This window comes from Streptomyces sp. NPDC104309, from assembly GCF_055584025.1.
This window is the reverse complement of record NZ_JBVJMV010000095.1, coordinates 1-10,618: the sequence shown is the minus strand read 5'-3', so window position 1 is coordinate 10,618 and position 10,618 is coordinate 1. Positions and strand designations below refer to the sequence as shown.

Sequence of the window (10,618 nt, the reverse complement as noted above, 5' to 3'; positions counted from 1 at the left end):
AGATCACCACGCGTCACACGACCGGTCTACCGCAGAGGACGCCCTCGCGAGGCGGAAATGACCGAACCAGTGATCTGAACTCCGAACAGACCCTAATAAACGAAAGACGGTCCTGATTGCTGTAAAGTTTTATCTGTCGACTCTCTACGAGGATGAGGCACACATGCGAAAGGTCGCTTTGTTCGGAGCGCCGGCCACGGGAAAGTCCACCCTGGCCCGGTGGCTTTCGACAGAACTGGACCAGCCCCACACCGACCTCGACGACCTTCTGTTCACCCCGGATGGGCCGCTGCCGCTGGAGGAATTCCGCCGGCAGGCAGGAGAGATCACCCGCACCGACGGATGGATCGTCGAGGGCAACTTCTCCAAGCTCGCCGACGTCGTCTGGCACCAGGCCGACGCGTTGGTCTGGCTCGACTTCCCGCTGCCCCTGATCCTGTACCGAATCGTCCGCCGCAGTCTGCGCCAGCTCGCAGGTCGAGACGACAGCGCACAAGCCAGGCGCCTGACGTGGTCCGCGGCGTTTTTCGCCCGTCGATCGCTGCTGCGCACCGCCATCCGTAAGTACCGGACGAACCGACCCCGCTACGCCCGGCAGGTATCCGAGACAGCCGCCATGGGCGTCGAGATCGTCAGGCTCCGCAGCCCGCGCGACGTCCAACGCTGGAAGAGGGAGACAGCGAAAGGGCCGATGGAGAGCCGCTTGCAAGAAGCGGCCCGGCACACCACCGGCCCCTAACCAACATCCACGCCGACGTCACCGCCGGCGGAGGAAGCACCACCAGCCTACAAGGCCCGCCCGCGACCGACAGCCGCCAAGGAAGCCTCTCGTGATTCCCCACAGCCGCCTCGTGATCAACGAATCCGACATCGCCCGGCAGGCCGGCGTCCCCATCGCTACCTGGCGCCGGCGCGATGCCCCGGCCTTCCGCCGGCACGTGGCAAGCCTCTTCCCCAGCAGCCGCATCCTGATCTACGACCTCGCCCAGGCCCACGCCCACCTCAACGGCCTGCCCATCCCTGCGCTGCCCGCCGGAGAACATCCCGACGACCTCCTCAACGACGAAGAGGCAGCCGCCCTGCTCGGCGTTGCGGCCAGCACCGTCCGCGCCTACGCGACCCAGGGCTACCTCTCAGCAGGCACGACCGTCTACAGCATCCGCGTCTGGCCCCGCCGTGACATCGAAGAGCGCCGGAACAACCCGCCCGGGCAGGGAAAGGGAGGCGGACGCCCCCCAGGCAAGGGGAAAGGCCCCCGCAAAGCGCACGCCTACGAGGGCGATCCCCGCCTGTACACCGCTGCCGCAGCCCTCAGCACCGCCGAAGACACCCCCCGCCATCACCTCGCAGCAGCCCTCGCCCACCAGCACGGCGGGTCCACACGCACCTGGGAACGCCTCCTCGCCCAGGCAGGCCAAGCGACCGGACCGGCTCCGGCCCCGTGATCGAGAGAGCCGACCGGTGCACCCCGGCCGCTTGTACGAGGCCGGGGTTTCGGTCCCGGCGCGACCACCGCCACACTGGGCCTGCTGGCCCTGGTCTACGGGCTGACCCAGGCCGGGGAACGCTCCTGGACCAGCCCACACTGCTGGGCGTTCCTCGGCGCAGCCCTCGTGTTCGCCGCCGCCTTCCTGGCCGCCGAGAGGCGCGCGCCCGAGCCTCTCGTGCCCCTGCCGATCCTGCGCCGGCCCACCGTCGTCTGGGGAAACGCCGCTGGTGTGCTTGCTTTCGCCACCATCACTTCCGTCGTCTACCTGCTCACCTTGTACAGCCAAGAGGTCCTCGGCCACTCCGCGCTGTGGACCGGGCTTTCCTTCACCGCCATGGGCGTGGGCAGCGTCATCGGCGGGGCAGCCGGTCCGCGTGTGATCGCCGCGATAGGCAGCCGAAACGCCATGATTGCCGGCTTCGCCGTCCAGGGCGCGACCACGTTGCCGTTGGCGTTCCTCGGCCGGCCGGCGGGATGGACGACCGTCCTGCTGGCGGCCACCTTCGTGGCCGGCGCCGCGAACCTGGTGGCGATCGTGGCCTTCATGGTCACCGCCACAAGCGCGCTGCCAGACGCCCAGCAGGGCACCGCCACCGGTCTGGCCACCATGAGCCAGCAGATCGGTTTCACCCTCGGCATCCCCGCCATGTCGGCCGTCACCACCGCCCGCCTCCATGCTGCGGGCGACGCCGGCCCCGACGCCCTGTTGTCTGCCCTGGACACCGCACTCGCCGTGAACGCCGCGGTCTGCCTGATCACGGCCGCGCTGCTGCGCATGGTCCTGCCCACCACAGTCCGCACCTCTGCGGCTCCCACGTTCTAGCTGTGCGTCGGCGCTGCGGCCGCGGGCCGACGTCGTGCCCGTGGACGGTGACGCCCTCCTCCAGGGCCACCAGCTCACCGCTCAGGCCGAGGACCTCCTGCACCGCCGCGTTCCGTGGCTGGGCGCCAGCCGCCATGACATCTGTCATCACTACTGGTGACGGTCGGCACGGCCTGGGGCGGCCCAGGGGCCGGAGGCTGGGTGCATGGAGATCGCGGAGAATGTGATCGAGGCTGCCGGGGTGCGGCGCCGGTACGGGGGCGGCTTCGAGGCCGTACGGGGAGTGTCGTTCGAGGTGGCGCGCGGCGAGCTGTTCGCGCTGCTGGGGACCAACGGGGCATCGGCCTCGTCCTGCTCTACGTTGTTTTCTGCAACCTGGTCACCACCTATGTCGCGCAGTGCGTGGCGCTGACCGTGGCCGGCTCCGTGCTGCTGGGCATGGACCTCCCGCGCCGGTCGGAGTTACTGTTCGGGGGCCGGCGCTGGGCATCATGCTGCTCGCCGCGCTCGCCGCGGCGACCACGATCTTCACACGCAGCATGGAAGTCGCCCAGCTCACGACGACACCGGTGCTGCTCGTCTCGGTGGTGGGCTCGGGAATCCTGGTCCCGTTGCGGTCGATGCTGCACCTTGTGGGCGAGGTGTGCCGGTGGCTCCCGCTGACCCCTGTGGTCGAGCTCGTACGGGCCGGCTGGATGGGGGCCCTGGCCGCGCCCCTGGAGGTGTTGCGGGCGCAGGACACTGTTGGCCTTGTTTGCCGTACACCGTTGGTTCCGCTGGGAACCGCGCCGCTGACAACCCGGAGTGACTACTGATGGTGAGCCTGACGGGCTGGTGGCAGCGGCGGAGCGGTCCCGCACGGATCGAGCTGTACACGCGGTCCACGTTTCACTTCTTCCCCCTGACCGAGATGGGCATCCTCGGCGCTTCACTGACCGGCGGGGTCGCCCCGGCCGGACCGTGGCTCGGGTTGCTCGCACTGGTGGCCGTGCACGCCGCGCTGTGCGCGGTGCTCCAGGCCAGAGGCCTTGACTGGCTGCTGGGCCGCGGGGAGCGTCCGGTCGGGCTGCTGACCGCCGTCGCCACGCTGTCCGTGGGCGGAGCCGCGACCGCGCTGGCGCTGCACTCGGAGAGCTCCCTCCTGCCCGGCGTGGACGTCTCGGTGCTCGTCGTCGGCCTGTTCACGTTCGGCCTGGGCGCGATGACCCTGGCCATCCGCGGGACCCGTCCGAGGCTGTACAGCGTGCTGGGCGCGGCCGTCGGGATGGCTGCGGTCTGCGCGCTGCTGGGGCTGCCCGGCCCGACAGTTGCCGGGTTCGCCGCCGCCGTGCTCGTCACCAGTGGCGTGATGGTGCTCACCAGCGGCTGCGCGGTGTGGCTGCTGAACGTGGTGCGGGAGCTGGACGCCGCCCGCGAGCTGCAGTCGCAGCTCGCGGTCGCGGAGGAGCGGTTGCGGTTCGGGCGGGATCTGCACGATGTGATGGGGCGGAACCTGGCGGTGATCGCGCTGAAGAGCGAACTGGCGGTGCAACTGGTGCGCCGGGGGAGACCGGAGGCGGTGGAGCAGATGATCGAGGTGCAGCGGATCGCCCGGGAGTCGCAGCACGAGGTGCGCGCGGTCGTCCGCGGGTACCGCAAGGCCGATCTCGCGGTCGAGCTGGCCGGGGCGCTGTCCGTGCTGCACGCGGCGGGCATCGACGGCACGGCCGAGGGCGACGACGGAATCGCCCTGCCGCCCGAGGTCCAGAGCGCCCTCGGCTGGGTCGTGCGCGAGGCAACCACCAACGTGCTTCGGCACAGCGATGCGCGGAGCTGCACCATCCGGCTGAGCACAGGAGCTTCGGCGGTGCTGTCGGTCGACAACGACGGCGTGCCGGAGGCCGCAGCGGGCGGTACCTCCGGGTCGGGTCTGAACGGGCTGCGCGAACGGCTGGCGACGCTGGGAGGAGCCCTGGACGCCGAGTCGCGGGCGGGAGCCTTCCGCCTGACGGCCACGGTGCCGCTGCCCCAGCCGGAAGTCTCCGCCCCTATCGCACAGCAGTCGGGCCTGGTCGTATGAGCGGACGCATCCGGGTGCTGTTGGCGGACGACGAGCACCTGATCCGAGGCGCGGTCGCCGCGCTGCTGTCGTACGAGGACGACCTGCTGGTCGTGGCCGAGGCGGCCTCCGGGCCCGAGGCACTGGCGATGGCCAGGGCCCACCGGCCGGACGTCGCCGTGCTGGATCTGCAGATGCCGGGCGGGACGGACGGGGTGGCGGCGGCCGCCGCGCTGCGGACCGAGCTGCCCGCTTGCCGGACGATGATCGTCACCAGTCACGGGCGGCCCGGCCATCTCAAGCGGGCCCTGGCGGCAGGAGTGCGCGGGTTCGTCCCGAAGACGGTCTCGGCGCAGCGGCTGGCCGAGATCATCCGCAGCGTGCACGCCGGTGACAGATATGTGGACCCGGAGCTGGCCGCCGACGCCATCAGTGCCGGGGACTCGCCGCTGACCGCGCGCGAGGCGGAGGTGCTGGAGCTGGCGGCGGACGGCGCGCCGATCGCCGAGGTCGCCCGCCGCGCTTCGCTCTCGCCGGGAACCGTGCGCAACTACCTGTCCTCCGCCACGGCGAAGCTCTCTGCGGACAACCGCCACACGGCGGTGCGTATCGCCCGTGAACGGGGCTGGGTCTAGCGCGCCATTTCCGGACCCCGCTGTGGTGCCGGACCAGAGACCATGCCTGTGGATGAGCTGCAACGCGGGCAGTTTCGGCCACCCGCGTTGCATTCGTCGGAACGCTTGGTCAGCGCTGGTTGGCTCTGTTCATCAGAAAACGGGTGAACAGAGCCACTTGAGAGATGCCCATGTCGGCTGCCACGTGTGCGATGGGTCGCTTTCAGCACCGTTCGACGAGCCGGCGACGGCCTTCGACAGACTGCGGCGCATTCTTGTGCGTCAACGGGCGGACATCGTCGCTCGAAGGGGAACTGCCGGGCCGTACCTGGTGGCTTCCCACGCGGTGCCTGATCACTGCTGGGTCAGCGAGTCCAGGAGTTCACGGCCGTGCTGCCACGAACCCAGTCTGCTGGCGGAGTTGATGTGTCCGCACGCGCCGGCCAGGTGCCAGCGCGCCTCCCACCGCGCTGCGAGGTCGGCGGCCGCGTCGGAGGTGCAGTACGGGTCGTTGGCGCTGCCCACCACCAGGGCCGGGCACGGCAACGGTTGTGCCGACACCTCGGTGAACGTCGCGGCCGCCTGGCGCGGGAACGCCGGCCCGTGCGGGTCGGGCGGCGCGACCAGGAACGCGCCGCCTGTCGGACTTGAGGGGTTCTTGTCCAGCCAGGTGGACGCCGCCCAGCAGCCCAGGCTGTGGGCTACCAGCACAACCCGGCTGTCCTGCCGGGAAGCTTCGTCGTAGGCCTCCTGGACAGCGTCGACCCAGTCGTCCAGGTCGGGGGCGGACCACGAGGCAGGGGAGATCCTCACCGCTGAGGCACCCCACTGCCGCTCCCACAAGGTCTGCCAGTGCTGCCCGTCCGAGCCGTCGATGCCCGGGATGATGACGTACACGGTCACTGCCTACCACCATTTCACTTGCCACTCCCTGCGATCCTGGGAGCGCCTGGTACAGATTGTGTTGGATACATCAGGACAGCGGCAGCGGTGCAAGTGATCTCAAGGAAAGTGGTGCGGACGGCAATGGAATCACTCGACCGGATAGACCGAGACATCCTCGCCTTGCTCCAGACCGACGGCCGGCTGACCGGCGCGGAGGTAGGACGCCGCGTCGGGCTCTCGCAGCCCGCGGCCAGCGCGCGCATCCAGCGGCTGGAGAAGAACGGGGTCGTCACCGGCTACCGAGCCGTGGTCGACCCGGCAGCCCTCGGTCTGAACATTCACGCGGTCATCCGGCTGCGCACCACGCACGCCCAGCTCTCACGCGCTCTGGACTTCGCCTCCCGGACTTCCGAGATCGCCTCCACCCTCAGAGTCACTGGGGAAGACTGCCTCATCTTCGACGTCTACTGCCTGCAGGCAGGACGACTCGAAGAAGTTGTCGACGCACTTGCCCGTTACGGCCCTGTCACCACATCTCTCGTGCTCCGCTCCTACCTCCAGAAGCCGCTGACCGACGCCATGCCGACAACGCCATGACCCGCACTGGGCCCTGTCCGGCGGGTCATGGCGGCGACAGAGTGTGGGCCGTGATCGTTCATCTGGCTCTCGTGGTGCAATGTTGGTCATGGCAATACTTCTTGATATGGCGCAGATGTTCCGTTCCCTGCATGTACCAGGCACGCCGCTGGTCCTGCCCAATGCGTGGGACGGTGTTTCCGCCCGTGTGGTGGCGGACGCGGGTGCTGCTGCGATCGCGACCACCAGTGCCGGGGCCTCCTGGTCACTCGGTCACGGCGACGGCGAGCGCATGACCCGGGACCAGGCGCTTGGCGTGATCGCCCGGATCACGGTTGCTGTTGACGTACCGGTTACCGCCGACATCGAACGCGGCTACGCGACCGACCCTGAGGGCGTGGCCGAGACCGTCCGAGGCGTCATCGCGGCCGGAGCCGTGGGGATCAACCTGGAAGACACTTTGCGTCCCGTCGCCGAGCAGGCCGAACGGATCGCAGCCGCCCGCGAGGCCGCGGACGAGACCGGCATCCCGTTGTTCATCAACGCCCGCATCGACACGCACCGCCTGCCGCCCGGCGACCGCACGACCTGGCTGGACGAAACACTCACCCGCGCCCGTGCCTATGCGACAGCCGGCGCGGACGGCATCTTCGTCCTCGGCACACCGGACGCCGAGACGGTCAGCACACTCGTGGGCTCTCAACCCCTTCCGGTGAATGTCCTGGCCGGCCCCGGTGCACTTCCCGTGTCCACGCTCGCCGAGGCGGGAGCCGCCCGCATCAGCGCGGGATCCTCCATCGCCGAGGCAGCGTACGGGCTGGTCCGCCGGGCAGCCCGCGAACTGCTGGAGAAGGGCACGACGACCACACCGGAGGGCGGATTCGACTACGCCACCCTCAACGCGCTGCTCCTGGCCGAGCCCACGCACTGAGACGCGGTCAGGGACGCAGCCACAGCCGGATCGCCGCCACGGTGACGGTGCCGTGGAAAACGTAGGCCCGCATGTCGTAACGCGTCCCCACGGCCCGCAAGCCCTTGAGGCGGTTGATCGTGCGCTCGACTTCGTTTGCGGCGCTTGTACATCTGCTGGTCGAAGCCCGTGGGCCGGCCTCCTCTGCTGCCGCGGCGCCAGCGGTTGGCCCGTTGGTCCCTCGGCTCGGGGATGGTGTGCTTGATCTGGCGTCTGCGCAGGTAGCGGCGGTTACGACGGGAGCTGTAGGCCTTATCGCCCCCGAGGTGGTCGGGTCGCGTGCGCGGATGGCCACCGCCGGTGCGCTTGACCCGGATGCGTTCCAGGACGGGGATCAGCTGCGAGCTGTCGCCCCACTGGCCCGGCGTGATCAGCAGGCCAGTGGGCGAAGGTCACCCTCCCGGCAAGGTGGATCTTGCAGGTCAAGCCGCCTCTGGAGCGTCCGAGCCCTTCGTCGGGACGGTGCTGCCGGGGCGTTGATCTCCGCTTGGGGACCCGTGGCGGCCTGCGCGGTGCTCCGGCAGTGTGCTGGTGGGCCCGACACGAGGCGGAGTCCACGCTGACCATGCGCCAGTCGATTCGCCCCTGAACGTCGGCGTCGGTCAGCACGGCCTGGCAGATGCCTTCCCACGTGCCGTCCACCGACCGACGGCGGGGGCGCTCGTAGACGGTTCTCCAGTTCCCGAACCGCGAGGGCAGGTCCCGCCACGGGATGCCCGTACGTATCCGGAACAGAATCCCGTTGATCACTTTACGGTGATCGATCCAACACCCTCCTCGGCGACCGGACTTCGGTAACCGCGGCACCAGTCGCGCCCACTCATCGTTTGTCAGATCGCCCGGCCCCACGAGCGAAAATAATCATCCAGGAACGAGGCGGTCACATGATCCGCCGGACAGGGCCCAGAGCCGATCAACGGGCCGGAACACTGAAGAACCTCACCCGCTCGGGGTCACGGACAGCACCGGCTTCGAGGGCTTCGCGTCCGCCGGGACGTCGGCCTCCGAGCTCTGGTCGGGCGCCTGCGACCCGGACGCGTAGCGCTTGGCGTGCTTCCCGTTAGAAGTGAACGCCGCCAAAGAGGCGGGTCCTATTGACAGGCCGCCGCGATGGAACAGACCGAGGTGACATTTGTCAGTCACAGTGGTGACAGGCGTCATCGGTGAAGGAGCGAATCGACTTCGACACTCGGATCATGACCACTCAGCATCGGCGCCATGAGACGCATACAACCAATGTGCCGTCACGCCTGTCCGACGGCACGGCAGCCCGGACAGCGGTAACCCGGCGACCTTGGACGCGACGGAAGCTGATGACCGTCGGCGGCACGTTGGTGGCTGCCCTCACCGCGGCCGGCACATCCCCGGCCACTGCGTCCCCCACACGGCGCTCGGCCACGCCCACCCCAGGGGAACAGGTCCCGCCTGTACGCCTCGTACTGCCCATGCCGACAGGCAGACACGCGATCGGCACGCGCTCCCTGCGGCTCGTGGACCGTTCCCGGCGAGACCCATGGGTACCGGCCAAGCCGGCGCGGGAATTCATGATCCAGATCTGGTACCCCGCCGCACGGGCGACGGGTCGGCTTCGTGCCCCCTGGATGACACCGGCGGCGGCCCGACACTTCCAGAGTTCGGGTCTCCTGCCCACCGGGTACGTCACGCTCCCCAACTCCCACGCCGGACCGGACGCGCCCGCGCAGACGGCCGGCGGGCGCAGACCGGTGATCCTCTACTCACACGGCCATGGGCAGCACCGCAGCTCCAGCCTGTCCCTCGTCGAGGATCTCGCCAGCCACGGCTATGTGGTCGTCACCATCGATCACACCTACGACGCCGGACAGGTCGAGTTTCCCGGCGGCCGCGTCGAGACGTACGGAATGCCTGAACTATCCCCGGATCTGCCGCCCGCCGAGGAGGCGCGCATCGTCGGCAAGGCAGTCCGGGTGCGGGTCGACGACGTCCGGTACACCCTGAAGGAGCTCCACCGCGCGGTCCGGCACGGAACGCCCGGCCTCCCCGCCGAGCTGCGGGACATCATGGACCTCTCACGTACGGCGATGTTCGGTCACTCGCTGGGCGGCGCCACCACGGCCGAGGCCATGTGCGCAGGACTGCCGATCACCGCCGGAGCGAACCTCGACGGGGCCCTGTTCGGCGAGGTCGTCACGCGTGGCGTGGACCGGCCTCTGCTGCTGGTGGGGGCGGATCGGCCCGACGACACGACATGGCTGGACACCTGGCCTCATCTGCGGGGCTGGCGCCGCTTCGTGCGACTGACCGGGTCCGAGCACTTCTCCTTCACCGACTACGAGGCGCTGCTCCCTCAGGCCGTGGCGCGGCTCGGCGCGACCCCGGAACAACTCGCCTCCTTCATCGGCCCGCTGCAGTGGAGCCGCTCGCTGTCCGTGCAGCGGGACGTCCTCGCGGCCTTCTTCGGCCTACATCTACGCGGCCACAGAGCACCTGCCCTCGACGGGCCTACCGCGCACTACCCGGAACTCGTCTTCCGGAAGGACCCTCGGTCAGGCCCGGAACCGCAGTGAAGCCCACACATCACCCAATATGATTTAGGGATCTGAACTACTTTCATGGCAACGAACACCACTCCCCGGAAGAGGCCGCTCAGGTTCAAGATCGGCGTCGCTCTCCTCGTCCTCTGTGCCCTGATCTACCTGGGCGTTCTCATCGTCCTCTTCCTGCCCCTGACCACCGCCGGCAAGGCCGCCACCATCGGCGGAATGGTCGCGGCCGCCGAGACATGTGCCTTCCTAGGCATTGCGGGCGTCGGGAAGGAAACCGTCCAGGCGATCAAGGCCCGCATCGGGCTCAAGAAGCGCAAGCGCGATCGTGTCGACGAGCAGGCCCCTGCCTCGAAATGATGCGCTCGATGGCTACCGAAGTGCTCGGGAAGATCGTCGCTGAACCGAATGCCACCCCCAAGAAGCTGACCGAGAGCCTGGGTGTCTCCAAGGGCGCCGTCAGCCAGCACCTGGTACGCCTGGAGAAGGACAACTACAACTCCGACAGAGAAGCCCACGTGACGGACGGGTCCACGTGTTCCGGCTTGAGGAACGCGGGACAGCCCTTAGCCAGCACCTGTCCGGCGGATCATGCTCGGAGCCATAAGCTTGTCCTACCTTTCAAGCGGGTCGGATCTGATCATTCGTAGGATCGGGGAAGCCCAGGGGTTCCGGGTATGGCTGTGAGCTTGTCGCCGCTT

Annotated in this window: 12 protein-coding genes and 1 pseudogene; 11 read left to right on the top strand and 2 right to left on the bottom strand. The window is 69.0% G+C overall.

Going from position 1 to position 10,618, the window contains the following annotated elements; genetic code table 11:
- Positions 1 to 163 precede the first annotated feature (163 nt).
- The 7 genes from ACZ68L_RS45645 (at position 164) to ACZ68L_RS45615 (ending at position 4,985) form a co-directional block, all read left to right on the top strand.
- Positions 164 to 739, top strand: coding sequence for a P-loop NTPase family protein (locus ACZ68L_RS45645; protein WP_469590647.1), 576 nt, complete (start codon positions 164 to 166; stop codon positions 737 to 739).
- A gap of 91 nt (positions 740 to 830) precedes the next feature.
- Entirely contained in the window at positions 831 to 1,445 is a 615-nt protein-coding gene (locus ACZ68L_RS45640; protein ID WP_469590646.1) for a helix-turn-helix domain-containing protein, read from the top strand.
- Between the two features lie 75 nt (positions 1,446 to 1,520).
- Entirely contained in the window at positions 1,521 to 2,312 is a 792-nt protein-coding gene (locus tag ACZ68L_RS45635) for an MFS transporter (protein WP_469590649.1), read from the top strand.
- Between the two features lie 205 nt (positions 2,313 to 2,517).
- The gene (locus ACZ68L_RS45630) at positions 2,518 to 2,724 is read left to right on the top strand and encodes a hypothetical protein (RefSeq protein WP_469590645.1); all 207 of its coding nucleotides are present in this window, start codon (positions 2,518 to 2,520) and stop codon (positions 2,722 to 2,724) included.
- A gap of 79 nt (positions 2,725 to 2,803) precedes the next feature.
- Positions 2,804 to 3,127, top strand: coding sequence for a hypothetical protein (locus ACZ68L_RS45625; RefSeq protein ID WP_469590643.1), 324 nt, complete (start codon positions 2,804 to 2,806; stop codon positions 3,125 to 3,127).
- Positions 3,127 to 4,371 (top strand): sensor histidine kinase, encoded by a 1,245-nt coding sequence (locus ACZ68L_RS45620; RefSeq protein WP_469590642.1) that lies wholly within the window; start codon positions 3,127 to 3,129, stop codon positions 4,369 to 4,371. The genes ACZ68L_RS45625 and ACZ68L_RS45620 overlap by 1 nt, the downstream gene beginning before the upstream one ends.
- Positions 4,368 to 4,985 carry a response regulator gene (locus tag ACZ68L_RS45615; protein WP_469590640.1) on the top strand — a complete coding sequence of 206 codons (618 nt, stop codon included), beginning with the start codon at positions 4,368 to 4,370 and terminating at the stop codon, positions 4,983 to 4,985. The genes ACZ68L_RS45620 and ACZ68L_RS45615 overlap by 4 nt, the downstream gene beginning before the upstream one ends.
- A 333-nt stretch (positions 4,986 to 5,318) precedes the next feature.
- On the opposite strand, the gene ACZ68L_RS45610 is transcribed toward ACZ68L_RS45615, so the two are convergent.
- Positions 5,319 to 5,867: an RBBP9/YdeN family alpha/beta hydrolase gene (locus tag ACZ68L_RS45610; RefSeq protein WP_469590638.1), complete on the bottom strand. Its 549-nt coding sequence runs from the start codon at positions 5,865 to 5,867 to the stop codon at positions 5,319 to 5,321.
- A gap of 123 nt (positions 5,868 to 5,990) precedes the next feature.
- Between ACZ68L_RS45610 and ACZ68L_RS45605 the strand changes: the two genes are divergently transcribed.
- Both ACZ68L_RS45605 and ACZ68L_RS45600 read left to right on the top strand, forming a co-directional pair.
- Positions 5,991 to 6,446 carry an Lrp/AsnC family transcriptional regulator gene (locus tag ACZ68L_RS45605; RefSeq protein ID WP_469590636.1) on the top strand — a complete coding sequence of 152 codons (456 nt, stop codon included), beginning with the start codon at positions 5,991 to 5,993 and terminating at the stop codon, positions 6,444 to 6,446.
- 88 nt (positions 6,447 to 6,534) lie between these two features.
- On the top strand, positions 6,535 to 7,356 hold the full coding sequence (locus ACZ68L_RS45600; protein ID WP_469590634.1) for an isocitrate lyase/PEP mutase family protein: 822 nt from the start codon (positions 6,535 to 6,537) through the stop codon (positions 7,354 to 7,356).
- A gap of 7 nt (positions 7,357 to 7,363) precedes the next feature.
- Here the strand turns inward: ACZ68L_RS45600 and ACZ68L_RS45595 are convergent.
- Positions 7,364 to 8,244 (bottom strand): annotated as a pseudogene (locus tag ACZ68L_RS45595) (IS5 family transposase).
- 695 nt (positions 8,245 to 8,939) lie between these two features.
- Here ACZ68L_RS45595 and ACZ68L_RS45590 point away from each other — a divergent pair.
- Positions 8,940 to 9,941, top strand: a complete 1,002-nt coding sequence (locus ACZ68L_RS45590; protein ID WP_469590632.1) for an alpha/beta hydrolase family protein — start codon at positions 8,940 to 8,942, stop codon at positions 9,939 to 9,941.
- A 45-nt stretch (positions 9,942 to 9,986) separates the two neighbouring features.
- A complete protein-coding gene (locus ACZ68L_RS45585; protein WP_469590629.1) occupies positions 9,987 to 10,277 on the top strand; it encodes a transporter suffix domain-containing protein in 291 nt (96 codons plus the stop codon).
- Positions 10,278 to 10,618 lie beyond the last annotated feature (341 nt).

Coding starts and splice junctions, on each gene's coding strand:
- ACZ68L_RS45645 (WP_469590647.1), top strand. CDS start 164: ATGCGAAAGGTCGCTTTGTTCGGAGCGCCGGCCACGGGAAAGTCCACC.
- ACZ68L_RS45630 (WP_469590645.1), top strand. CDS start 2,518: ATGGAGATCGCGGAGAATGTGATCGAGGCTGCCGGGGTGCGGCGCCGG.
- ACZ68L_RS45625 (WP_469590643.1), top strand. CDS start 2,804: ATGCTGCTCGCCGCGCTCGCCGCGGCGACCACGATCTTCACACGCAGC.
- ACZ68L_RS45620 (WP_469590642.1), top strand. CDS start 3,127: ATGGTGAGCCTGACGGGCTGGTGGCAGCGGCGGAGCGGTCCCGCACGG.
- ACZ68L_RS45615 (WP_469590640.1), top strand. CDS start 4,368: ATGAGCGGACGCATCCGGGTGCTGTTGGCGGACGACGAGCACCTGATC.
- ACZ68L_RS45605 (WP_469590636.1), top strand. CDS start 5,991: ATGGAATCACTCGACCGGATAGACCGAGACATCCTCGCCTTGCTCCAG.
- ACZ68L_RS45600 (WP_469590634.1), top strand. CDS start 6,535: ATGGCAATACTTCTTGATATGGCGCAGATGTTCCGTTCCCTGCATGTA.
- ACZ68L_RS45590 (WP_469590632.1), top strand. CDS start 8,940: ATGATCCAGATCTGGTACCCCGCCGCACGGGCGACGGGTCGGCTTCGT.
- ACZ68L_RS45585 (WP_469590629.1), top strand. CDS start 9,987: ATGGCAACGAACACCACTCCCCGGAAGAGGCCGCTCAGGTTCAAGATC.